This window comes from Pseudomonas sp. R43(2017) (assembly GCF_002112345.1).
Taxonomy (GTDB): Bacteria; Pseudomonadota; Gammaproteobacteria; order Pseudomonadales; family Pseudomonadaceae; genus Aquipseudomonas; species Aquipseudomonas kribbensis.
Genome location: NZ_NEHJ01000001.1, coordinates 854,207 through 877,493 on the forward strand (window position 1 = coordinate 854,207; position 23,287 = coordinate 877,493).

Here is a 23,287-nt window from a genome sequence, read left to right on the forward strand (position 1 = left end):
CACCCGGTTTTTCATTCGACGGACAAGTCGCGGAAATACTCTTCGAGAAACTCCACGCAGACCCGCAACTTGGCCGACTCGCTGAGCCGTGTCGGGTACACCGCCCAGACGTTGGCGCTCTGGGTGTAATCCGCCAGCACCTGCACCAGCCGCCCCTGTTCGAGCATCGGTTTGACGTCCCACATCGAGCGCAACAGGATCCCGCCGCCGCTCAAGGCCCACTCCATCACGATCTCGCCACTGTTGGAGGACAGCGGGCCGCTGACCCGTACCGACTCCTGCTGCCCGTCCTTGGTAAGTTCCCAGATGCCGAACGCATTGTTGCGCTCCTTCAGCACCAGGCAATCGTGGTCTTGCAGATCCTCGAGGGTTTGCGGCGTGCCCCGGCGCTCGAGGTAGTCCGGCGTGGCGCACAGCACCCGCCGGTTGCTGACCAGTTTGCGCGCCAGGTGCTGGCCCGGCAGGTCGTCGCCCACCAGAATCTCCAGGTCGAAGCCCTCGCCCACCAGATCGACTACACGGTCGAACACGTCCAGGCGAATGTCGAGCTTCGGGCAAGCTCGGGCCAGTTGGCTGATCGCCGGTGCGACGTGATTGCGGCCAAAACCGAAGCTGCTGCAAATGTGCAGCGAACCCGCCGGCTGGTGCCGGGCCTGGGCCATCTCGCCGAGGAAATCATCGAAATCCCCCAGCAGCTTTTCCGCCCAGATCCGCACCCGCTCGCCATCGTCGGTCAGGGCGATGCGCCGGGTGGTGCGGTGTAACAGTTTTGTCGACAGCGTAGTCTCGAGCACCGCGATGCGTTTGCTGACGTAGGCCGGCGAATAGCCCAACTCATCGGCCGCGCTGGCAAAGCTGTTCTTGCGGATGACCGTCAGGAATACCTTGAGGTCTTCGGGCAAGGGAAACTGGTCACGATTCGTGTTCATACAGCGCGATCTTCCACTGCCTGCTTCATGATTCGCGCAGGATAGCAGCGGCCATGACCGTTCGGCGCTTTTTCTGGCAGCCCCGAACAAACAGGACTAGGGTTGCGTGGCTGGCGATATGCTGGCCACTTGGCAAACGTCTCTCGACGAACGCCATCAGCAGCACTGGAAGAAAAATCAGGGATGGTTTTTGTGCTTGCGGGTTAATGCACTCTTGATGAGTGAACAACCTATCCCTGTGTTTCGTTGCTTTCTATCAAGGACAGAAAGATGACCAACGTACAGGCGAACTTCTCTTGCCCTCTGCCGCGGCAGACGCGCCTCCCAGTTCCGAACGGCAGGCCGGACAGCAGACCGGACGGTTTCGGCTGACGCCCGCGGCGTCGCATCGGCGCCCATTCAATCACCACGATTTGACGGATCCGGACGGATCAGGCCTTCACCTCGCCAGGCACCACTGTCGCCAGTGTTTCCTGCCGCTGGCTGTCGCCTGCCTGTCAGGAAAGACGCCCCTCGCCTGAAGGGGATGTTCGGCAACCACCACGAGGAAACCCTCGATATGACTGGCTCAAAACACAACATGCCGCCTTACGGCGTCGCCATCCAGAGCGCCATCACGGGAGGCGATCTGCAACAGATGAAGACTTTGTTGAAGCAGCGCGATTCAACGAAGCCGGAAGCGAAGGAGCTGCAAACCGCGTACGAAAAACTGGCCAAAGAAGTTTCCCGTCTGGAAAAACACTAAGGCCATTTCCCACATTGCAATGGAGGCAATTCACATGTCTGGTTCAGTTCAGCAACAAAATGTCGGCTTGTTCCCCGTGAGCTATCGGATCGGTACGGGTCAGCCGGGGGCGCAGAGCCTTGCGCTCAACCTGCTGGTTTCCACACCGCAGCATGAAGTCAGCGGCACCTCCGCCATCACTCAGGCAACCAATCCTCCGCTGGACATCGATTCGGATGTCTGGGGCGAATACACCTACCTGACGGTCATGAAGCCGGGTGTCAGTAAAATCCTGATTACCGCCGAGGGCAATGAAGGCGGCCCCGGTTCCAACTCCATCGTGAACTTCAAGATTCAACTGGTGGTCGGCACCGACTGGCGTGAAGGCGTGGCCAATTACGAGTATTTCGACGGGCAACGCTGGCACGAACTGAACAACGTGCCGGCGCATCTGGTCGAGGTGCCCTCGAATGTCTTCCAGCCGTTCCATCCCGGCCCGGTGATTCTTCCGCATCCGCCGATCCTGCCGCTGTATGCCGCGCCGATCCAGAGCGCCATCGCCAGTGGCGACCTGGCCCAGATGAAAAACCTGGCGAAGCTCGCCCAGCAGCAACTGGATCAGCAACCTCAACTGCAAAAGGCACTGGACGCCGCCAAGAGCGAAATCAGCAAGCTGCAGGCCCGCTGATTCGACCACTGAGTCCGCCATTCACTTAAGGGAGTAAGCACCATGTCGATTGGACTTTTTCATACCCGCCTCATCGCCAGCAACTCACTGCTCGGCGCTCCGGTTCTGACACTTGACCTCGTGGTCGATACCGTGCGTAAAAAAGTCAGCGGCGCTGCCAGCGTCTTTCAAAGCACCTGGCCACCGGTCAATTTCCATGCCCGGGTCTGGGGCGATTATTCCGAGGCACGGCTGACCCCATCGACCGAGAATTACATCATTCTCACCCTCGATGGCAGCCCGAGCGGTCCGCTGAGTCAGATTGCGCAGACCTTCAGCCTCAAGGGCATCCTCGACGACTGGACCAGCGGCTTTGTCGATTTCCGTTACAACGAGGGTGGCCAGTGGCATTACGTGAGGCACGTCGCTGTGCATCAGGCGCCGACCATCGAGCCGCAACCGCACGAGCGTCACTTCCAGCCGCTGTATGCCGTGGCCGTGCAGCAGGCGCAAACCAGTGGTGATCTGGCGCAGCTGAAAACCGTGGTGCAACAGGGCGAACAGCAACTGGCCCACCAAGGCGCATTGCGCAGTGCCCTTGAGCAACTGAACGCAGAAATCGCGCGTCTGGAAGCACGCTAAACCGCACACCCCGGGCGAGGCCATTGCCGGCCTCGCCCGGTCTTGCGGCGAATCGAGATCAGTCCAATCGTGCCGCGCACAGGACCGTGCGCAAGGATCTCCCATGACAGACATCCGCCCTGCCCGCTACCTCAGTGACACCGATCTCAAACGCTACGTGCCGGTGCACGTGGTCTGGGAAATCACCCTGGCCTGCGACCTCAAATGCCTGCATTGTGGCTCACGCGCGGGACATCGACGCCCCGATGAACTCAACACCCGGGAATGCCTAGATGTCATCGATTCCCTCGCTGCCCTCGGCACCCGCGAGATCACCCTGATCGGCGGCGAAGCCTATCTGCGCAAAGACTGGACGCAACTGATCCAGGCCATCCACGACCACGGCATGTACTGCGCGATCCAGACCGGCGGACGCAATCTGACGCCGGCGAAGATGCAGGCAGCGGTCGATGCAGGACTCAACGGAGTCGGGATTTCTCTGGATGGGCTCGCGCCGTTGCACGACAAGGTGCGTAACGTGCCCGGTTCGTTCGACAAGGCGGTCGACACCCTGCGTCGGGCCAAGGCGTCCGGGCTGGCGGTGAGCGTCAACACCCAGATCGGTGCGGCGACTCTGCCTGACTTGCCGGAGTTGATGGACACCATCATCGAACTCGGCGCCACCCACTGGCAGATCCAGATCACCGTGGCCATGGGCAATGCCGTGGATCACCCGGAACTGTTGCTACAACCCTATCAATTGCTGGAAGTGATGCCGCTGCTCGCGCGGTTGTACCGCGAAGGCGTGGATCGCGGCCTGCTAATGAACGTCGGCAACAACATCGGCTATTACGGCCCTTACGAACATTTGTGGCGCGGCTTCGGTGACGAGCGCGTGCACTGGAGCGGCTGCGCGGCGGGTCAGACCGTGCTGGCGCTCGAAGCGGACGGCACGGTGAAAGGCTGCCCGTCACTGGCGACCGTCGGTTTCTCCGGCGGCAACGTGCGCAACATGAGCCTGCACGACATCTGGCACTACAGCGAAGGCATCCACTTCGGCCGCCTGCGCTCGGTGGACGATCTGTGGGGCTACTGCCGCAGTTGCTACTACAACGATGTCTGCCGGGGCGGCTGCACCTGGACATCCCACTCGTTGCTGGGCAAACCCGGCAACAACCCGTACTGCCATTACCGCACCCTGGAACTGCAAAAGCGCGGACTGCGCGAGCGCATCGTCAAGCTCGAAGACGCCGCACAACGCTCCTTCGCCGTTGGCCGTTTCGACCTGATCACCGAACGCATCGACACCGGCGAACAAGTCAGCAGCGTCAGCGACAGCGGCCAGGTGATCAAACTCGCCTGGATCAATCAGGGCCAGAAGTCGCCGGAGGAAGGACGCATCCCAGTGCAACTGGCGCTGTGCCGCAGTTGCCTGCAGTACATTCATCCCCACGAATCGATCTGCCCACACTGCCACGCCGACGTCGCGGCGGCGGAGGCCAGGCACCAGACCGACCGGGCCCGTCAGCAGGCGATCATGAACACGTTGACGGGGTTGCTGGGGGTGGCACCGAGTACGTTGAGCTGAGACGGTTGCCGTCCGACCGCTCACCGCGAAAAATCTCGAACTCGTTCCATGGCGCTGCATCCAACGTTTAAGCCAACGGAGGTCAGCGCCATGAACAACGACAGCAAAGCCCCACCCACGGATACGTCCGGTAAACCGGTCAATGTGGTGAAACGCGATCTTGAGGACCGGGACGACGACACCCGCGGCGTGGATGAGGTCATCACGCCCTCGTCCACTCGCACCAAAGAACAGGACGCTGAAGCGTTGCAACGCAAGATCGACGAAATCGAACGCAAGGTTGCGGACGGCAACTGATTATTCGCCGATGCGGATCTTTGCCAGGTTTTCGGGCTACAGCAGTCGCGCCGGCTTTCATGGCGATCGCTAAAAAGCCCGAAAAACCTGACTGGCGATGCCGTCGGGGAAATAAGTAGCTGTTTTCCATGAAATTTATTTGCTTCAGGGGTTCCCAGAACGCAAGAGCGCTGGTAAAGTGCCGCCCACTGTTGCAGAGGTCCTCCCGGGACTGAACACAATAGCTACAGGGGCGTCGCCAAGCGGTAAGGCAGCAGGTTTTGATCCTGCCATGCGTTGGTTCGAATCCAGCCGCCCCTGCCATTTTTTCCTCGTTTCACCCTCCTCCGCTTCATCTCTGCCTCTACGGCAAATCACTTTTTCGAATTCAACGTAATCGCCGAACGCACCAGCGCTTTCAGTGCCTTTGCATCTATTTCGTCGTCTTCGTGAACATCAATCGCCCGCCGGGTATTGCCTTCAAGGCTGGCATTGAACAATCCCGACGGATCCTCCAGCGCCGCGCCTTTGGCAAACGTCATTTTCACCACGGCCTTGTAGGTTTCCCCGGTGCAGATGATGCCGTTGTGTGACCAGACCGGAACGCCCCGCCACTTCCATTCCTCGACGATCTCCGGATCGGCCTCGTGAATGGTCGCGCGGATCTCGGCCAGTTTCTGGCCGCGCCAGTCGTTGAGTTCCTTGATTCTTGCGTCGATCAGCGCCGAGGGACTCCCGGTTGCCGCGCCGCTGCTGTCCTTCTTCATATCCTTGTTCTCCCGAAAAACCTTGTCCGCTATCCAGCGTAGCGCCGACTGCGCCAGACGCCGGGCAAAAAAAAGCCCCGCAAGGTGCGGGGCAAAGGAATTGGTTGGTTGCGGCCAACCAAAGGAGCATCGTCAAAAGCGTTGACCGTCGGGCGTTACAGGCACTCCTGGGCGGCCCGTTCAAAACTCGACGGCATGAAACTCGACGCCAGCAAGTGGCGCTCGTACAAGAACACCTTGCCACCGTCCTGCGCCTTGTAGGCTTCCAGCACGTTGTCCGCCGACACTTTGCTCGGCACCACGATCCGGTAGCTGCGCTGAGTCTGGGAGACAGTCGGGTTCATCGCACTGTTCTGCAGTTTCGGCACGACACATTCGGCGTACTGGGCCGGGGTCTTGTGAGTCTGCAAGGTCAGCGTCGGGTCATTCGGCGCAGAGGCGCAAGCGGTCAGCAGCAAAGTGGCAGAAGCCATGGCAGGGATAAAAAAAGCACGCATGGATAAGATCCTGAAAATAAAAGGTCCGGTTCTCAAGCAACGTTCAGCGTCACGGGCGCTGCCGTTGCGGTTTTAATAAGAGTGTTCAGCCTGCACTCACCAGGGCCTTGAGCGAATCATCGAACTGCTTCAAGGCGCTGAATTGCAGGTCGCGCTGTTTTTCGATCTGGGCCGCAATCTCGGGCGCGGCCTTGTTGTGAACCCACACCGACGGCAGCTGTTTCTCCACCGCACCTTCGGCCTTGCCGATGTATTGCAGGTTGGCGTCGTAGAAGCGTGCGGCGAAGCGCGCTTCTACCTGGCTGTTACGCTGGGTCAATAGACGGTTGTGGGTGTCGAGCATCACCACCACGTCGGGATGGGCCTGCACCAGTTGATCCAGGTTGTCGTAGACCGTCACCGAGAGAAACTGCTGTTGCAGCGAACTCATCAACCAGTCGATGGCCAGTTCCGGGTCGGAACTGTTGACGAAGGCCTCGCGAATCCGCGCATCGAGCGCATCCTTGGCACCGTTCACCGCCACGTCGTGGTAGCGCTCCAGGTATTGCTGGTTCTCCAGGGTGTTTTCGCTGTACAGCACACCCACGGTTTGCGAATGCTGCAGTCCGCTGCTGGTGCCGCCGATTGGAAGAAAATGGCACGTACCGGCGTCGGCTGCGTAAGTCGGTGCAGTGGTGGCTACCCCGCCCATCAGCAGGGCGACCAAAGCCAGTCGGGTCAGAGTCTTCATCGCGCAAATTCCTTGAGCTGCGTTTCGATGGAGGCGATTTTCCGCCTGTCGGCCGCAAAGCAGAACTTGCGTTTCTTGATGGTCACTATTACTTGAACCAATAGTTGCGCAGCGTGCAGACTGCTGCACACTCGATCACAACGAAAACAAATGAGGATTTTCCGTGCGTACCTTTGATTTGATCCGCGATGCCGTCCTGCCCGAATTCCGCGACCGGGTGGCCGAATACCTCGTCGAATACGAAACCGTGCTGGGCCAGCCGGCGGACGATTCGGAGTCGGTACGGGCCGTGGCCAATCAGTTGCGCGGCTATCTGCGCGGCCTCAACACCACGCGAGTGCTGGGCATGGCGGACTGGGAAGAACTCGACCGGCGCGTGCTGGACACCTGGCTCGCGCATACGCGATGACCCGCTAGACTCTTCAGGCTGCGCCCGCAGCGCCAGACCTGGAGGTGTCCTGTGAGCAATAACACCGAACCGACGACGTTTACCGGATGGGCCGCCACCTCGGCCGGCGCTCCGCTGGAGCGTTACAGTTACGATCCCGGCCCGCTCGGGGATGAAGAAGTCGAAGTCGCCGTGGAATATTGCGGCGTCTGTCACTCAGACCAGTCGCTGATCGACAACGACTGGGGCATCAGCCAATACCCGTTCATTCCCGGACACGAAGTGGTGGGCCGTATCGTGCGTACAGGCCCGCAGGTGCGCGGACTGGAAGTCGGCCAGCGGGTGGGCATCGGCTGGTACAAGGGCAGCTGCATGCACTGCTCGTCCTGCATCGGCGGCTCCCATCACCTTTGCGCCACCGCCAAACCCACGATCATCGGCAGCCACGGCGGTTTCGCCGATCGTTTGCGCACCCATTGGGCCTGGGCGCTGAAACTCCCGGACAACCTCGACCCCGCCCTCGCCGGCCCGTTGTTCTGCGCCGGCTCCACGGTGTTCAACCCGCTGGTGGAGTTCGACATCAAGCCGACGGACCGGGTCGGCGTGGTGGGCATCGGCGGCCTCGGTCATCTGGCGCTGCGCTTTCTCAATGCCTGGGGCTGCGACGTCACGGCGTTCACCTCGTCGCTGAGCAAACAGGACGAAGCCAAACGCCTTGGCGCCCACAAGGTTGTCGCGTCCACCGACAGCAATGCGCTGAAGGCGATTGCCGGAACGCTGGATTTCCTGCTGATCACCGCCAACGCCAATCTCGACTGGACGGCGATGCTCGCCACCCTGCGCGGCAAAGGTCGGCTGCACTTCGTCGGCATCGTGCCCGATGCGATTCCGGTGCACGTGTTCAATCTCATCCCCCAGCAAAAGTCCCTCTCAGCCTCACCGGTAGGTTCGCCCGCCACGGCGGCGACCATGCTGGAATTCTGTGCACGGCATCAGATCCTGCCGCAGGTCGAGGAATTTCCGATGAGCAAGGTCAATGAGGCCGTCGATCATCTGCGCAGTGGCAAGGCGCGGTATCGGATTGTGTTGAACGCCCGCAAATGAATGAAAGGCGCATGAGTTAACCGCTCATGCGCCTTTTTTGTGCCCGGAGAAAACGCTGTTTCATGGTTTTCTCGCTGATCTCCTTATTCCGTAAATCAAGCTGACGGCCATTTTTTAATCTTTTATCGCTATTACTGATGCCCCTTATGATGGCTCGCGCCTGCACTCAACTCATAAAAAGGGACGTTCCATGCAAAAAAGCCTGTTGGTGGCTGCACTGTTTCTGGCAATCAGCGGTTGTGCCACGCCTCCTCCTTCCTCCGTACATACCAAAGATCCCGCCAGTTCAACCCTGCAAGGCGATGCCACGCGCCCGGCCCAGGCGCAGTGGGTTCGCACCGAGTTGTACTTCTCGGTGGGGCCGATAGAAGGCAAGGAAGGTGTGGTGAGCCCGGCGCGCTGGCGGGAGTTTCTCGATCAGGAAGTGACGACACGTTTCCCTGACGGTTTCACCGTGCTGGACGCCTACGGGCAGTGGAAAGACCATGACGCGAAAGTGCCTGAGCGACTGACGACCAAGGTGATCGTGATCCTGCATGAAAGCGGGCCGAAACGTGAGAGCGATATTGAGGCGATTCGTTTGGCTTATAAGCGGATTACGGGGGATTTGTCGGTGTTGCGTTTGTCGCAACCGGCCCAGGTTTCGTTCTAATCCGCCGTCTGCTGCAGAGCTTGCCGAGGTGTCGACACCAGGCGGCTCAACCCCGCCAGCACCAGCGCCCCTACCAGCAACACCCCAATTCCCAGAAAAGCCCCCAACCCCACCACCGTCACGCTGGAATACAGCATGTAAATGCACAACCCAAAGAACAGCAGCGGCAACAACGGATAAAGCGGCACCCTGACCGGTCGTGGCACCTCGGGAAAGCGCCTGCGCAGCACAATCAACGCCAGACTGCTCAAACTCAGGAACAACCAGTACACCGGCGTCAGGTACTCAACCATGGTGTTGAAACCGCTCTGGGTAAAACTGCCGAACAACACCAGCAACAACGCCACAAAACCCTCGGCCAGCAAAGCCTTGCGCGGCACGCCGTCGCGTTCGTCCCACTCGCCGAAGCGACGCAGATGCGGCACGTCCCGGGCAGCGGCATACGTTGTGCGGGCACCGACCAACAGCGTTGAATTGATGGTGGCGATGGCCGCGATACCGACCATCAGCAGGATCAGCATCACGCCCGGCGCACCGAATGCACGGTTCAACAACGCCACCGCCGGCGCATTGCTCGCCGCCAGCCCTTCGAACCCCAGCCCCTGGACGAACGCCCAGTTCAATGCCAGATAGATCGCCATCAACACCGCCAGCGCACCGAGCATGGCGACAAATATTCCGCGCCGCCCATCGCGCACTTCAGCAGACAACGTCGCCGCATCGCTCCAGCCGCCGAAGGCCAGAAACACGAAAATCATCGCGGCGGAAAACCCTGCCGCGCCGGTGTGTTCGGGCACGACCGGATCGCTGGGCAGCGTCGGTTCGATCCCTTGCCACGCCAGCCAGACCCCGGCACTGGCAATGCTCAGGAAGCCCACGGCAAGCAACCCGACCAGCACGGTCTGGGTGATGAACCCGATGTGCTTGCCCGTCAGATTCAGCAGCACCAATGCCGCAATGATCGCGCCGGCAAACAGCCCCGATCCGTACTCTCCCAGCGGAAAAACCGCGTTGAAATAGTCGGCAAACATGAACGCCGACAACGCGATCCAGCCGGTGTGCATCACCGAGAAGCGCGACCAGGCGAACAGAAAACCCATGCGCTCGCCGTAAGCGGTGCGCAGGAAATGATAGTCACCGCCCGGGTGCGGAAACGCGGTGGCCATCTCGGCGAAGCACAGGGCCCCGGCCATCGACGCCAATCCGCCGAGTACCCAGACCCAATAGAAATGTTCCGGCCCGACGTTCAAGGCAACGGTCGGCGCGGTTTTGAGAATATCGGTGGTGATGACCATGCCCAGGGTGATCAGCAACGCCTGGAATACCGGCAAATGACGTTGAGGGCCGTTGGTTTTACTCATGCGTGATCCTGCAGCGGGTCCGCCATCCATGGCGGCAAATCTCAGAAGCCGTAAGTGGCGCGGGCGTAGTAGTAAGCGCCGTTGGTGCCGATCGGCGAGAGCACGTCATACGGCAGGTTGCCGCCGTAGTTGATGGCCGAGCCGGAGCGCTCCGGGTAGTTGTCGGTCAGGTTGTTGCCGCCCAGGGTAATGTTGAATTTCGGGGTGAATTTGTAGGTCACCTCGGCATCCAGTTGCCACACCGCGCCATAGGTTTGCTCGGGCTGCGAATCGCCGAAATCGAAGACCCGGGTGGTCTCGCCCTGTCGGGTCAGGCGCCCGAGCAAGCCCCAGTGTTCGCTGGCCCAGTTGGCGGAAAACACAAAACGATCCTTGGGGGCCGCATCCGTCAGGGTGTTGGTTTCCTCGACGCCCACCAGCGCATCGTTGCCGATCCCCAATGCGGTCAGTTGCGACGGCGTACCTTTGGTGCTGGTGACCTTGGTGTGGTTATAGGTGTACGCGGTGGTCAGGCCCAGTTGCCCTTCGTAGAACGGCTGATGGTAGTTGAGCACCAGTTCCGCACCGTGGGTGCTGGTGTCGGCGGCGTTGGTGAAGAAGTTCACGTCGTGCACGCCCGGCACACCGAAATTGTCATTGATGTAGCTTTCCAGGGCGTCGCTGCCGATGCGCTGGGACAGTGTGATGCGATCCTTGACGTCGATGCGGAACACATCGAGGGAGGCATCGAAGCGTTCGTTCAACTGAAAGGTCAGGCCGAGGCTGTAGTTGTTCGAGGTTTCGGGATCGAGCTTCTGCGCACCGAGGGCCCGGGCAATCGGATCGTTGACCGACAGCACACGAATATCGGTGAGCGTGCCGCCCTCGCCGAAGTTGCTGGTGGTGTTCTGGAAACCGCTCTGCGCCAGCGAAGGTGCACGGAAGTTGTTCGATACCGCGCCCCGCACCGCCCATTGCTCGGTCAGCTTGTAGCGACCACTGAGCTTGCCGGTGAGTTTGCTGCCGGCATCGTCGTAATGCTCCCAGCGGGTGGCGGCGTCGACGAAGAACCGGTCGGTGAGATCCCCGGACAATTCGGCGTAAGTGCCAAACACGTTGCGGTCCAGATCCGACTCTTCGCTCGGGCGCAAACCGTTGGCGCCATCAGCCCCGGAGCCGATGTAAGAAGCCTCGTCACCGGCAAACGTCAGGTAGTTCTCGTAGCGATATTCACCGCCCAGCGCCAGGACGAACGAGCGGCCGCCGAGGCGAAGTTCGCGATTGAAATCGAGGTTGGCCGTGGTCTGGCGCAGCTCGTAATCGCCAGTGTCAAAACGGGTCGGCGAGTCCGCACCGAGGCTGACGTTGAGGGTGCGACGGGTAGCCGATTCGAAGCGGTTGCGGCCATGGGTCAGGCTGCTGTCGAAGTCCCAGTCCTCACCGATCAGGCCCTTGAAACCAGCGGTGGCGGAAATGTCGGTGTTGTCGCCAAGGGATTGCGGCAGGTAGCCGTTGGGGTAGAACTGCGGCTGCTCCGACGGATAACGGTAGAACTCGGCGCCGGTGGTATGGCGCTGGTTGTAAGTGCCGAAACTGTAGGCCTTGCCGCCGGCCACCGGCAGCTCACCGTTGAACCACAGGTTCACGTCCCGCGCCAGACCATCGCCCATCACGTAGTTACGCTGGCCCGGCGTGTCGGCAAAACCATCGAAGCCGGCGCGGTTGGTCGGGTTGCGATTCTTGTACTCGGTACCGCCACGAATGAACCCGCCCTCCTCGCCAAGTCGGGTGCCGATCTTGGCGGTGGTCACACTGTTCTGGCCGTCGGTGGTGGTGCGGTCGATGGCGTCCTGATGAGTGTGATACGCACCGTAACTGGTGGAGATTTCACCGCCTTCGGGAGCGTCGTCGAGGATGATGTTGATCACCCCGGCAATCGCATCGGAACCGTACTGCGCACCCGCGCCATCACGCAGCACTTCGATGCGTTTGATGGCGCTGATGGGGATCGAGTTGAAGTCCACCGGCGCCGTGCCGCGACCGATTTTCGACGAATCGTTGACCACCGCCGAGGTGTGCCGGCGCTTGCCGTTGACCAGCACCAGCACCTGGTCCGGGCTCATGCCGCGCAGCTGTGCGGCACGCACATGGTCGGCACCGCCGGAGTTGGACTGGCGTGGCAGGCTGAACGACGGCAACAGCGTCTGCAACGCCGCCCCGAGTTCGCCGTCGGCGGCACCGGCGGACTTGAGGTCTTCGGCGGTCAGCACATCCACTGGCACTGGCGAATCCAGTACCGTGCGCGCAGTGCCCCGGGTGCCGGTGACCAGCACGGTGCCCAGCCGTGTGTCATCGTCGACGTGGGTAGACATGTCCTCGGCTTGCGCGGGAAGTTGCCAGATCGCACTGACAACAGCGACAGCCAGTAATGAACGGGAACGGTGAATCATGTGACAGCTCCTTTTATCGCAGCTAATACCCGTCCGCTGCCGACAAAAAAGGAGTCGTCAGTCAGTGCACGGCAAATGTCTGCTGTAGTTTTTGGGTGTTGGGATTTTCAGTTCGCCACAGGAATCCACGGCGCCCGCGCGACGTTGGCGGTATCACCGAAGGACGGCAGTTTCTGCCCCAGATCGCGGACGTTTTTCACATCCAGATCCAGCAACTGCTGGCGGGTAATCAAGGTCGGCGGCACCAGCACCTTGTGCCCCGGATTCTCGCCGGCGATCAGCAGCGCCAGACTGCGCACGCTGATCGCCCCGGCCACTTGCGGATTGACCGCTGCCGTCGCCGCCCAGGCGCTGTCGGGTTCCTTCATGATTTGAATGTCGGCGGTAGAAATGTCGGCGCTGTAGATCTTCACCTTGCTGCTCAGACCTGCCTCGTCGACGGCGATCTTCGCGCCTTTGGCGAACTCGTCGAAGGGCGCGAAGATCACGCTGATCCCCGGATTGGCCCGCAGCACGGCGCTGGCCTGATCGGCTACGGAATTGGCAATCGGCGGATTGAGCGTACCGAAGCGGGCCTTCTCGATAATCCCCGGATTGCTCGCCTTGACCTGGCTCCAGATCTCGTCGCGACGCTCCATCGGTGTGAAACCGCTGATGTAGACGTAGCCGGCGTCGAAGCGGGTGCCGTTGTCCTTCACCGCTTGATCGAGTGCCAGACGCGCCAGTGCGTGGTGGTCCTGCTCGACCTGAGTCACTTGCGGTGTGTTCAAATCGACGTCGAACGCGACGACCTTGATGCCTTTGGCGAGCGCACGGTCAATCGGCCCCTTGAGGGTTTCGGCCAGGCCCAGTTGCACGATGATCCCGTCCACCCCAAGGTCGGCTGCCTGATCGATCATTTCGCCCTGACTGGCCGCCTGTTGCCGGGCATCGAATACCCGCAGGTTGGCGCCCAGTGCTTCGGTCTGTTTCTCGACGCCGCGCAGGTAGGCTTCAGGGAAATCCCCGGAGAACAGATACCCCACCAGCGCGATCTGTACCTGACCTTTATCGAATGGTGCCGGCGCCCCCGGCAAGGCTTTGGCCTGGGCATTGAGCGCCAGTGCCGAAAGCAAGGCGCCGGCGAGGCATTGACGTGCGAACTGCTTGATTGAACCGTGCATGGATCTTTCCTTGAAGCATCAATGAACCGGCTCAGCGCGCCCGATGCGCGAGGCCGAAGGTGAACATCAGGGCCAGCACCAGCACCAGTCCCTTGACGAAATCCTGCGCGTAATACGGTGCGTTGAGCATGGTCAGGCCGTTGAGCAACGACGCCACCAGCAGCGCACCGACCAGCGTGCCGAACGCGTTGGGCTTCTTCGCCCCGAGCACGGCAAAACCGATCAGCGCGGCGCCGAGTGCATCCAGCACCAGACCGTTGCCGGAGCTGACATCGCCGCGCCCCAACCGCGCCGCCAACAGCACTCCGCCGAGCGAGGCCAGCAGCGCCGACAGCACGTAAGCGAGCAGTTTGAAGCGCTGCACCGGCGCACCGGCCAAACGCGCCGCCTGCTCGTTGCCGCCAATCGCGTAGAACAACCGGCCGATGCGCGTGCGCTCGAGAAACAGCCACACCGCCAGCGCGACAACCGCCGTGATCAGCACCGGAATCGGCACGATGTCCCACAGCCGCCCACGGCCGAGCGCGAGAAACAGCGCACTGAACGTGCCTTCGGCTTCGTCGCCATTGGGCAGGGTCATGCCCACCGCAATCGAGCGCCCGCCCGTAGGGATCAACTGCACACCGATCACCAGAAACATGCTGCCCAGCGTCGCGAGAATGTCCGGCACGCGCATCTTCACGATCAGCCACCCGTTGAGCAGCCCGACCAGCGCGCCGCCGGCCAGACTGACCAGCACCGCCGGCACCGCGCCCCAACCGAGCACCACCATCACGTAACTGGCGATCATCAGGCTCATGGCCGCCACCGCGCCGATGGACAAGTCCAGCCCGCCAACGGCCATGGTCAGCGTCACGCCCAATGCCAGCAGCGCGACAATCGACACCGACTGCAAGATGCTGAACAGGTTGCCGACCCGCAAAAACGCCGGCTCCGCCACACTGAAAAACACCACGATCAATGCCAGCACCCACAGCAGGCCGTAGCGAATCAGCGCCTGCACGAAGCGCTCGGACGTCGCCGGGGCGGATGACAACAGGGAACTCGAATCAGGCACTCGCTCTACTCCTTGGCGCGGCTTGAACAAAAGAACTTTGCGAATCGGTGCCGGCCAGCGCGGCGACCAGAACGGCGCGATCCAGACCGGCACGCGGGTACTCGGCGACCACCGCGTGATCGCGTATCAGCAGAATCCGGTCGGCGATCTCCAGCGCTTCATCGACATCCGCACAGATCACCAGCGTGGCGCGGCCATCGGCGCTGTCGCGCAGCAGCTGGCCGATCTCGCGTCGGGCACGTACGTCGACGCCCTGAAAAGGCTCGTCGAGGATCAGCACCCTGCCCTCGCCAAGCAGCCAGCGACCGAGCACGACTTTCTGCTGATTGCCACCGGACAGCGCGCTCATCGGCACATCGATGCCGGCGGTCTTGATCCCCAGCGCCGCGACTTGCGCCTCCACCGCTGCCGCTTCGGCACGATTGCGGATGAAACCGCCACGGGTGAAACGCTCGAGGAACGGCAAGGTCAGGGTTCGGCGCAATGAAAAATCCGGCACCAGCGATTGGCTGGCGCGGTCTTCGGCGGCGAAGAACACGCCGCTCTGGATCGCCTCCCGAGGTGAGCCCGGTTGCCAGTCGGCGCCGTCCAGTTGCAATGACCCGGACAACGGTTTGCGCAGACCGAACAGCACTTCGGCGATCTCGCTTTTGCCGGCGCCGAGCAGTCCGGTCAGCACCACCACCTCGCCTTCGTGCAGGGTCAGGTCAAACGCTTGCGTGCGTGGCAACAGTTTCACTTCGCGCAGCTTCAGCACTTCGCGCCCGGCGGCTCGCGGCGTGTAGACGTGCGCCTCCAGCGCCTGACCAAGCATGGCTTCCAGCGCTTGAGGCAGTTGCCGCGCACTGAATTCGCCGGCCAGTTGCCCGTCACGCAGGACGATGGCTCGATCCGCCACCCGTTGCAGATCCGACAGGCGATGAGAGATATAAACAATCGCCACGCCTCGGCTGCACAGTGTGTCGATCAGACCGAACAGGCGCTGCGCTTCGGCATCCGACAGCGCTGCTGTCGGTTCGTCGAGAATCAGCAACCGGGGCTGCAGAGCGAAGGCGCGGGCCAGCACCACCAGTTGCCGTTCGGCCTGGCCGAGGTGTTCGATCGGTTGCTCCAGCGGCAGCACCAGACCAAGCCCGGCCGCGATGTTCGCGGCGCGCTCCAGCAGGCGTTTGCGGTTGAGCCAGAAATCGCCGTCCGGGCGGCACAGTTCATCGAGCAGCAGGTTTTCCGCCACGCTCAATCCGGGTGCGATGCCCTCGTTGATCTGCTGATGAACCGCGACGATGCCGACCCGCCGCGCTGAAAGCGGCGAGTTGAATTGCCGAGGCTGACCGTCCACCTGAATCTCGCCACTGTCGGCCGACTGACTGCCGGCGAGGATCTTTACCAGCGTCGATTTACCCGCACCGTTGGCGCCGAGCAACGCCACCACTTCAGCGGGAAAAATTTCCAGGCTGACCCGCTCCAGCGCCCGGTTCGAGCCGAAGGTCTTGCTCAGTTCACGGACACGAATCAGTGGCTCGGAGGCCACGGCGACAGGCGCACTCATAGAATTCCTTAACGTCGATGAGCCAGCGAACGAACCAGCCGGTCGCCCAGGCTCTGCACGCCCTGAACGAGGATGACCAGCACCACCACGGTGGCGACCATCACTTCGTTGTTGAACCGCTGATAGCCGTAACGGATGGCCAGATCGCCCAGTCCGCCGCCACCGATGACCCCGGCCATGGAGGAAAAACCGATCAGCATCACCAGCGTCAGGGTCACGCCCGCCAGCAAGGCCGGCAGCGCTTCGGGCAGCAGCACTTTGACAATCACATGGCGTATGTCACCGCCCATGGCGAGGATCGCTTCGATGCGGCCCTTTTCGACTTCGTCCAGGGCGTTCTCGACGATCCGCGCAAAAAACGGAAAGGCGCCGATGGTGATCGGCACCACGGCGGCGGTGCTGCCCAACGTGGTGCCAACCACCAGACGGGTCAGCGGGATCAGGGCAATCAGCATCACCACAAACGGCAGCGAACGACCGAGGTTGATGATCGCGCCCAGTGCCTGATTGATCCGGGGCAACGGGTACAGACCCTGACGGCGGCTGATGAACAGCAACACCCCCAGCGGCAGGCCGATCAACAGGGTGAACAGCCCGGCGAGCAGCACCATGTACAGGGTTTCGCCGGTGGCGTTGAGCACCAGTTGCAGGATTTCATTCCAGTCGATCACGCGATTCATGAGTGGGCCGCCCGTACGCCGTATTGCCGCAGAAAACTCAGGCCCGGTGCGTCGTGCCCCAGCGGCAATCCGCAACTGGGCCGCAGTGACGCGCCGAGTGAGGACTGTGGGTCGGCGCGCAGTCTGGCGACCGGCCCTGCCTCCACCAGCCTTCCGTTGGCCATGGACGCGGCGTGATCGCAGATCGAGCGCACCACGTCCAGCTCATGAGTGATCAGCACGATGGTCAGTCCGAGCTGACGATTGATGTCGCGCAGCAGTTCCAGAATCGACGCGGTGGTTTCCGGGTCGAGAGCGCTGGTGGCTTCGTCCGACAACAGGTACGCCGGACGTGCCGCCAAGGCCCGGGCAATCCCGACCCGCTGCTTTTGTCCACCCGAAAGTTGCGAAGGAAAGGCTTCTGCCTTGTCGCTCAGGCCCACCAGATCCAGCAGTTCCCGAACCCGTTCATGACGCTGTGGTTTGGCGACTTTGGCGATTTCCAGCGGCACCGCGACGTTGTCGAACACATTGCGCGAATGCAGCAGATTGAAGCCTTGAAAGATCATGCCGATGCGCTGACGCTGGCGGCGCAGCTCACGGTCGGACAGCGCGGTGAGGTCTTCGCCATCCAGCAGAATCCGCCCGGCGTCCGGGCGCTCGAGCAGATTGAGGCAACGCAACAGCGTCGATTTTCCCGCGCCGCTGCTCCCGAGAATCCCGTAGATCGCACCATCGGGAATACTCAGCGATACCTGATCCAGCGCCGGTGTCGGCGCTGACGGGTAAGTCTTGCTCAACTGCTCGACGAGGATCATGGCTTGGCATCCGCCACAGGGATCACCGAGCCCTTGAAGCTTTCGGCGATGTACTTGGCCACTTGCGGCGAAGTCAGGTCCTTGGCCAGTTGCTGAATGCGCGGATCGTTTTCCAGTTTCGGCGTGGTCACCAGAATATTGGCGTAAGGATTGTGCTCGGCCTTCTCCAGCCCCAGCGCATCCCTGGCCGGCACCAGTCCGGCTTCCAGTGCGTAGTTGCCGTTGATCACCGCCAGGTCCACGTCGTCCAGCGCGCGGGGCAGTTGCGGCGATTCGATTTCGAGGATCTTCAGGTGTTTCGGGTTTTCGGCAATGTCCTTGGGTGTCGCCTGATCGGCCGCCGGGTCATTGAAACCGGGCTTGAGCTTGATCAGGCCGTTGTCCTGCAACAGGTACAGCGCACGGCTCAAGTTAGTGACGTTGTTCGGCACCGCGACCGTGCCTTTGTCCGGCACCTGGGCGAAGATTTTGTGGCGATGGGAATAGATGCCCAGCGGTTCGATGTGCACCGTGGCCGCCACTGCAAGTTTTTCGCCGAGGGCCTTTTCCTGCGACTGCAGGTACGGCAGATGCTGGAAGTAGTTGGCGTCCACATCGCCGTGCACCAGCAGCTCGTTGGAGTTCACTCCCTGGGGGATTTCGATCACCTTCAAGTTCAGTTGCGGATCGATCTTCTGGATGTACGCCAGAATCTGCGCGTGGGGCACGGGGTCTGCCGCGACCCGCAACGGCTCGAGCGCTTGAGCACTGAACGAAGTCACCAGCGCGCCGAGGACGGCCAGGGTCAAACCTGCTGTTTTCAACATGAGGAGAATCCTTTAGCGAGTGATGGATCAGGCGTTGGCGGTCTTGCGAGCCGCTGGTTCGGGCAGCAAGGCGTCGGCATAGAACCGACGCGCCACATCCGGGTGCGAACGCAGCCGGCCCTTGAGGTAATTCCAGCCGACGTCACGAAACAGCGGATTGAGCGGATCGCTCGCCGGCCCCCGCGCTTCGCGCAGCAACACCGCCGGCAGCGGGTACAGCGGCACCACCGCGTCGAGTTGCGCGCCAAGGAAAAACGCGATGGACAAACGCTCGCTCCCCGCCGGCGGCGAGACCACACGATGCACTGTGGCGCGCAGATAACCGTTGGTGGCCAGTTCCAGCAACTCGCCGATATTCACCACCAGGGTGTTGTCCCGTGGCAGAGCATCGATCCAGCGCCCCTCTTCGATTTCCACTTGCAGACCGGCATGCTGGTCTTGCAGCAGGAAGCTGAGGAACCCCGAATCCTTGTGCGCGCCGACGCCCTGATTGCTCGCCGCCGAGGACTGCCCCGGATAGCGCATCAGCTTGATGTGTTCGTTGGGTTTGTCGCCGTACAACCGGTCGAAGGCGTTCTCCGGCAGCGCGAGCGCCTGGGCGAAAGCGCGCAGCAGGCGCAAAGACATTTGGGTCATCGCTTGCTGCCAATCGAGCAGCAACGGCTTGAGTTGCGGCAACGCCTGCGGCCATTGGTTTGGCCCTTGCAGACGCGCCCACAGCGGACTGTCGGCCGTCAGCGGCAAAACCTCACGCTCGGCACCCAGATCGAACTGTTCACGTTGATCCGGCTGCCCGCGAGTGATCTCCGAAGCGGCGCGGTTGTAGCCGCGAAAGTGCGGCGAATTGATCATCCCGACAGCGGCTTTTTCACTGTCGGGCAAGGCGAAAAACTGGCGGGCGTGATCCTGAACCTGCTTGAGAAGATTGGCGTCGATGCCATGGCCGGTCAGGTAGAAGAACCCGACATCGCGAGCAGCGTGACGCAAGTCATCGAGAAAGGCCTGGCGCTGCTGCGGCGTACCGTCGAGCTGCGACAGATCAAGGGTTGGTAATGCGGTGATGTCCAAGGTATGCGGCATGATTCACTCCCGTGTGAATCAAACCTGAAGAGCCTGTGATCGATTCAGCGTGTGCCGTCATGGCAATCGGGGGTCTGTCGGTTTGATGCTTTGATTCGTTGATGAATCAAAACTAAACGATATATAAAACCGCGAACAAATATCTTTTTTGCATTAGCTTAGGCCCGGGATCAACAACGCTGAATACCTTAGCAATCAGCGCTCGGCATGCTGCTCCAGCAATGCGTAAGCCTCGCCGGTAAACCGGTAGCTCTTGTCCGGCTGAAACACGATAACGCCCTCCTCGCACAAACGCTTGAGCACTTCCCTCACGCTGACGAACTGAATCCCGCTGACAAACGCCTGCAGATAGCCATGCACCCCGCGCCCGCCAACGGCGCGTCCTTCACGTGCAGCCACCAGCAAGGCATCGATCACCTTGATCCGGATCAGGCTGGTGCGCAGTCCGTAATAGTGCAGCAGTTCACGGATGTGCTCATTGATGCTGCGCTCGAAATCGAAGGCCCGCTGACCTTTCGCCAACGGGAACTGCGATTGTTTGCCAGAGGAAGTCGATGCCGGGCTGGTTAACATTCGAATGCTCCTTTTTGTGATCAGCCGCTGTGCGTAGCTATATATAGAAGAAGGCGCACTCGACGGTCCCGCCATCAAGTGCGCCCTCTCGATCAGAAGTCGACGGTCGCCGACAACTGCAACGTGCGTGGATAGCCCGGGGAGAACGCGCCGTAGGACGCAACGCCCGACCAGTACTCACGATCAAACACGTTCTGCACCGTGGCGCGGAACGTCGTCGGCCGACCTTCGATCTTGGTGGCGTAACGGGCGCCCGCGTCGATGCGGGTCCAGGATGGCAGCTCCTGAGTGTTGGCCTGATTGACGTATTGGCTGTCGGTGTAGATCGCGCCGCCGGTCAGGGTGAAACCTTCGACCCACGGTGTATCCCACTCGGCCCAGAGGTTGGCCTGCACATCCGGTACGCCCACCGGTTTGTTGCCACGGTTGGCAGCGGTGGCCGAATCCGTCAGTTCGCCGTCGAGCAAGGTCACGCCGCCCATCAGGCGAGTGCCCGGCGCGACTTCACCGAACATGCTCAACTCGACGCCACGGTTACGTTGCTCGGCCTGCACCGAGAACACGTTGCCGGCGCCGATTTCGCCGCTCGGTTTTTCGATCTGGAACAGCGCCAGCGTGGTCATGAACGTGCCGTGCTCGTACTTCACGCCAATTTCATGCTGCTTGGACTTGTAGGGGGCGAAGGTTTCGCCGGAGTTGGCTGCCGTGCCGGGGGCGATGTCACCTTTGCTCAAGCCTTCGACGTAGTTGTAGTACAGCGAAACGTCTTCCCACGGTTTGACCACCACGCCCGCCAGCGGAGTAGTGGCGCTGTCGTCGTAACGGGAACTGACCGAACCGGATGCGCTGTAGTTACGCGATTCGATGTCCTGACGGCGCACGCCGAGGGTCAACTGGATCCGGTCATCAAGAAAACCGAGGGTGTCGGTCAGCGCCACACCGGACAGCTCCGATTCGGAAATGCGCAGTACTTTCGGCGAGTTGATGTACTGCTTGGGCACATCCACCGGATGGTAGATGTTCGAGCGGATTTCCGTGCCGTTGTTGATGCCCCGGGACAACTCGTCCTGGTAACGGGTCGCCATGATCGTGGTGGTGTGAGTGACCGGACCGGTGGCGAACAGCGCGCGCATCCCCACATCAGCCGTCGAACGATCGACGTTGAATTTGTAGTAGCCGGGGATGTTGCTGGTGTCGCCGGCGTCGTTGAGGATTCGCGGCACCTGGTCGGACATGCGCTTGACGTCGGAGCGACCGCCGCCGGCGTGGGCGAACACGGTCAGGTTGTCGTTGAGGTCGTACTCGCCGCCGAGCAATGCCGACTGCTCCTTGGTGTCCGACCAGCCCCAGTCCTGCGGCAGGTTGGTGCGGCCGTTCGGCGCCGAAGGAACCTTCACACCCGGTGCAATGGTGAACGGGCGCGAGGCCGCGTCGAAGCTCTCTTTCTGGCTGATGTAATCCAGATTCAGGCGCAGCCGTTCACCCTTGTAATCGAGTGCGATGGCGCCGATGTCCAGTGCGCGCTGCTGATTGTCGATCGCGGTATCGCCGCCCTGGGTGCTGCCGTTGAAACGGATGCCAAACTGATTCTCGCTGCCGAAACGCCGGCTGACGTCCAGATGCCCGCCCAGTTGCGAGTCGGACGCGTAAGTGCCGGTGAAACGGGTCAGATCTTCGTCCAGTGGCCGTTTGGGCACGATGTTGATCACGCCGCCGACGCCGCTGTTCGGTGAAATCCCGTACATCAGCGCGCCCGGCCCCTTCAGCACTTCGACGCGCTCGGCGTATTCGGTGAACACCCGGTAGTTGGGCGCCACGCCATACACACCGTCGTAGGCCAGTTCGCCGAGGTTGCCCTCGCCGATCGCAAATCCACGAATGAAAAACGAGTCGACGATGCCGCCGGTCTGCCCGGTGGAGCGCACCGAAGGATCGCGCTCCAGTGCATCGGCCACGGTCACCGTTTGCAGGTCGGCGAGGGTTTTGGCGGTGTAGCTGGTCACGCTGAACGGCGTGTCCATCACGTCCTTGTTGCCCATCATCCCGAGCCGCGCGCCCCGGGCCACCTGGCCACCGGCGAGCACTTCCGGCAACGCAGTCGCGCCGTTGTAACTGGCGTTGACGTTGGTGGTGTCCAGCGTCAGGCCTTCCGTGGAGACGGTGTCCTGTTGCTCGGGTTGATTGGGGTCTGCTGCCCAGACAGTGGCGCTTCCTGCGGCCAGAATAGAACTCAGCATGGCGGTGCGAATAGCCAGGGTTAACGCGCGTTCACTGCAAGGTCGACGTGCAACAGACATGACGATGGGGTCCTTCTCGAATGGCTGAAAATGGTAATGACTCCTATTTGCCAGCCAGCAATCGAAAAAGTATCAGCGTCGTCGGAATTTTTTTGGCGACCGGTTTGCGCGGAGGATGGGCGGCAGAAGCCCATCCTCCGACACAGGTCAGTCGTACAGGCATTGCAGCGGAATGGAGATCACCGGCAGCGCGGGGTCGAACGCGTGCCGGGTGGTCTTGTACGGGAACAGTTCGCCGCGCTCGATGGTGGTGAAAATCCTCGCCACTTCGAACGCTTGCCCGGTTTGCCAATGCCGTACACAGACACGCGGATCGGCGTAGTCGAGCTGGATGCACGGCACCCGTTTCAACCCCAGTGCCCGCGCTGCGTTGAACCGGTGATTGCCGTCCATCACGATGCCCCGGGAGCGCTCGACGATGATCGGTTCCAGCCAGTGGCCGGCCTGGATGATCGCTTCGCGAAGCCGTTGCACGTTGAGCGGATCGACCTGCTCGGATTGCCGCACGTCGCACAGTGGACGCAGGGCAATCTGGTAACCATGTCCCATGAT

General features: G+C 61.4%; 24 protein-coding genes and 1 tRNA gene. 9 read left to right on the plus strand and 16 right to left on the minus strand.

The features are described from left to right. Window positions 1–11: 11 nt before the first annotated feature. Window positions 12–929, minus strand: coding sequence for a LysR substrate-binding domain-containing protein (locus tag CAG02_RS03935; RefSeq protein ID WP_085708429.1), 918 nt, complete (start codon window positions 927–929; stop codon window positions 12–14). Between the two features lie 559 nt (window positions 930–1,488). Between CAG02_RS03935 and CAG02_RS03940 the strand changes: the two genes are divergently transcribed. The 6 genes from CAG02_RS03940 (at window position 1,489) to CAG02_RS03965 (ending at window position 5,129) form a co-directional block, all read left to right on the plus strand. After that, window positions 1,489–1,674 carry a DUF1843 domain-containing protein gene (locus tag CAG02_RS03940; protein ID WP_085708738.1) on the plus strand — a complete coding sequence of 62 codons (186 nt, stop codon included), beginning with the start codon at window positions 1,489–1,491 and terminating at the stop codon, window positions 1,672–1,674. Between the two features lie 34 nt (window positions 1,675–1,708). Beyond that, window positions 1,709–2,341, plus strand: a complete 633-nt coding sequence (locus tag CAG02_RS03945) for a DUF1842 domain-containing protein (RefSeq protein WP_085708430.1) — start codon at window positions 1,709–1,711, stop codon at window positions 2,339–2,341. A 42-nt stretch (window positions 2,342–2,383) separates the two neighbouring features. Further along, entirely contained in the window at window positions 2,384–2,962 is a 579-nt protein-coding gene (locus CAG02_RS03950) for a DUF1842 domain-containing protein (protein WP_085708431.1), read from the plus strand. Window positions 2,963–3,065: 103 nt separating this feature from the next. Next, window positions 3,066–4,529 carry a GDL motif peptide-associated radical SAM/SPASM maturase gene (locus CAG02_RS03955; RefSeq protein WP_085708432.1) on the plus strand — a complete coding sequence of 488 codons (1,464 nt, stop codon included), beginning with the start codon at window positions 3,066–3,068 and terminating at the stop codon, window positions 4,527–4,529. A 90-nt stretch (window positions 4,530–4,619) separates the two neighbouring features. Beyond that, window positions 4,620–4,826, plus strand: a complete 207-nt coding sequence (locus CAG02_RS03960; protein WP_085708433.1) for a hypothetical protein — start codon at window positions 4,620–4,622, stop codon at window positions 4,824–4,826. Between the two features lie 228 nt (window positions 4,827–5,054). Then, window positions 5,055–5,129: transfer RNA gene (locus CAG02_RS03965), tRNA-Gln, on the plus strand. 50 nt (window positions 5,130–5,179) lie between these two features. Here the strand turns inward: CAG02_RS03965 and CAG02_RS03970 are convergent. From CAG02_RS03970 to CAG02_RS03980, 3 genes are all read right to left on the minus strand, one after another. Next, window positions 5,180–5,572 carry a DUF1801 domain-containing protein gene (locus CAG02_RS03970; RefSeq protein ID WP_085708434.1) on the minus strand — a complete coding sequence of 131 codons (393 nt, stop codon included), beginning with the start codon at window positions 5,570–5,572 and terminating at the stop codon, window positions 5,180–5,182. A 155-nt stretch (window positions 5,573–5,727) separates the two neighbouring features. Beyond that, a complete protein-coding gene (locus tag CAG02_RS03975) occupies window positions 5,728–6,069 on the minus strand; it encodes a hypothetical protein (RefSeq protein WP_085708435.1) in 342 nt (113 codons plus the stop codon). Between the two features lie 85 nt (window positions 6,070–6,154). After that, window positions 6,155–6,799: an ATPase gene (locus CAG02_RS03980; RefSeq protein ID WP_085708436.1), complete on the minus strand. Its 645-nt coding sequence runs from the start codon at window positions 6,797–6,799 to the stop codon at window positions 6,155–6,157. 163 nt (window positions 6,800–6,962) lie between these two features. Between CAG02_RS03980 and CAG02_RS03985 the strand changes: the two genes are divergently transcribed. The 3 genes from CAG02_RS03985 to CAG02_RS03995 all read left to right on the plus strand — a co-directional run bounded on the left by CAG02_RS03985 (window position 6,963) and on the right by CAG02_RS03995 (window position 8,943). Then, window positions 6,963–7,208, plus strand: a complete 246-nt coding sequence (locus CAG02_RS03985; RefSeq protein ID WP_085708437.1) for a hypothetical protein — start codon at window positions 6,963–6,965, stop codon at window positions 7,206–7,208. 51 nt (window positions 7,209–7,259) lie between these two features. Next, window positions 7,260–8,291 (plus strand): NAD(P)-dependent alcohol dehydrogenase, encoded by a 1,032-nt coding sequence (locus CAG02_RS03990; protein WP_085708438.1) that lies wholly within the window; start codon window positions 7,260–7,262, stop codon window positions 8,289–8,291. A gap of 190 nt (window positions 8,292–8,481) precedes the next feature. Continuing rightward, window positions 8,482–8,943 carry a DUF3574 domain-containing protein gene (locus tag CAG02_RS03995; RefSeq protein WP_085708439.1) on the plus strand — a complete coding sequence of 154 codons (462 nt, stop codon included), beginning with the start codon at window positions 8,482–8,484 and terminating at the stop codon, window positions 8,941–8,943. On the opposite strand, the gene CAG02_RS04000 is transcribed toward CAG02_RS03995, so the two are convergent. The 12 genes from CAG02_RS04000 to CAG02_RS04055 form a co-directional block, all read right to left on the minus strand. Further along, window positions 8,940–10,304 (minus strand): APC family permease, encoded by a 1,365-nt coding sequence (locus CAG02_RS04000; RefSeq protein ID WP_085708440.1) that lies wholly within the window; start codon window positions 10,302–10,304, stop codon window positions 8,940–8,942. The two genes, CAG02_RS03995 and CAG02_RS04000, sit on opposite strands and share 4 nt — an antisense overlap. Window positions 10,305–10,345: 41 nt before the next feature. After that, complete coding sequence (locus CAG02_RS04005) at window positions 10,346–12,733, minus strand: TonB-dependent siderophore receptor (RefSeq protein ID WP_085708441.1); 2,388 nt, start codon at window positions 12,731–12,733, stop codon at window positions 10,346–10,348. A 107-nt stretch (window positions 12,734–12,840) separates the two neighbouring features. Next, the gene (locus CAG02_RS04010; RefSeq protein ID WP_085708442.1) at window positions 12,841–13,896 is read right to left on the minus strand and encodes a substrate-binding domain-containing protein; all 1,056 of its coding nucleotides are present in this window, start codon (window positions 13,894–13,896) and stop codon (window positions 12,841–12,843) included. Between the two features lie 31 nt (window positions 13,897–13,927). Then, window positions 13,928–14,953, minus strand: a complete 1,026-nt coding sequence (locus tag CAG02_RS04015; protein WP_085708443.1) for an ABC transporter permease — start codon at window positions 14,951–14,953, stop codon at window positions 13,928–13,930. Then, window positions 14,946–16,502: a sugar ABC transporter ATP-binding protein gene (locus CAG02_RS04020; protein WP_085708444.1), complete on the minus strand. Its 1,557-nt coding sequence runs from the start codon at window positions 16,500–16,502 to the stop codon at window positions 14,946–14,948. The genes CAG02_RS04015 and CAG02_RS04020 overlap by 8 nt, the downstream gene beginning before the upstream one ends. Window positions 16,503–16,510: 8 nt before the next feature. Beyond that, the gene (locus CAG02_RS04025; RefSeq protein ID WP_085708445.1) at window positions 16,511–17,182 is read right to left on the minus strand and encodes a methionine ABC transporter permease; all 672 of its coding nucleotides are present in this window, start codon (window positions 17,180–17,182) and stop codon (window positions 16,511–16,513) included. Continuing rightward, complete coding sequence (locus CAG02_RS04030) at window positions 17,179–17,979, minus strand: methionine ABC transporter ATP-binding protein (protein WP_085708446.1); 801 nt, start codon at window positions 17,977–17,979, stop codon at window positions 17,179–17,181. Before CAG02_RS04030 ends, CAG02_RS04025 begins: the two co-directional genes overlap by 4 nt. Next, entirely contained in the window at window positions 17,976–18,785 is an 810-nt protein-coding gene (locus CAG02_RS04035; RefSeq protein WP_085708447.1) for a MetQ/NlpA family ABC transporter substrate-binding protein, read from the minus strand. Before CAG02_RS04035 ends, CAG02_RS04030 begins: the two co-directional genes overlap by 4 nt. A gap of 27 nt (window positions 18,786–18,812) precedes the next feature. Next, the gene (locus CAG02_RS04040) at window positions 18,813–19,865 is read right to left on the minus strand and encodes an isopenicillin N synthase family oxygenase (RefSeq protein WP_085708448.1); all 1,053 of its coding nucleotides are present in this window, start codon (window positions 19,863–19,865) and stop codon (window positions 18,813–18,815) included. 195 nt (window positions 19,866–20,060) lie between these two features. Further along, the gene (locus CAG02_RS04045; RefSeq protein WP_085708449.1) at window positions 20,061–20,438 is read right to left on the minus strand and encodes a fe2+ zn2+ uptake regulation protein; all 378 of its coding nucleotides are present in this window, start codon (window positions 20,436–20,438) and stop codon (window positions 20,061–20,063) included. Window positions 20,439–20,530: 92 nt separating this feature from the next. After that, on the minus strand, window positions 20,531–22,735 hold the full coding sequence (locus CAG02_RS04050; protein ID WP_085708450.1) for a TonB-dependent siderophore receptor: 2,205 nt from the start codon (window positions 22,733–22,735) through the stop codon (window positions 20,531–20,533). A gap of 147 nt (window positions 22,736–22,882) precedes the next feature. Next, window positions 22,883–23,284 carry a ParB N-terminal domain-containing protein gene (locus CAG02_RS04055; protein ID WP_085708451.1) on the minus strand — a complete coding sequence of 134 codons (402 nt, stop codon included), beginning with the start codon at window positions 23,282–23,284 and terminating at the stop codon, window positions 22,883–22,885. Window positions 23,285–23,287 lie beyond the last annotated feature (3 nt).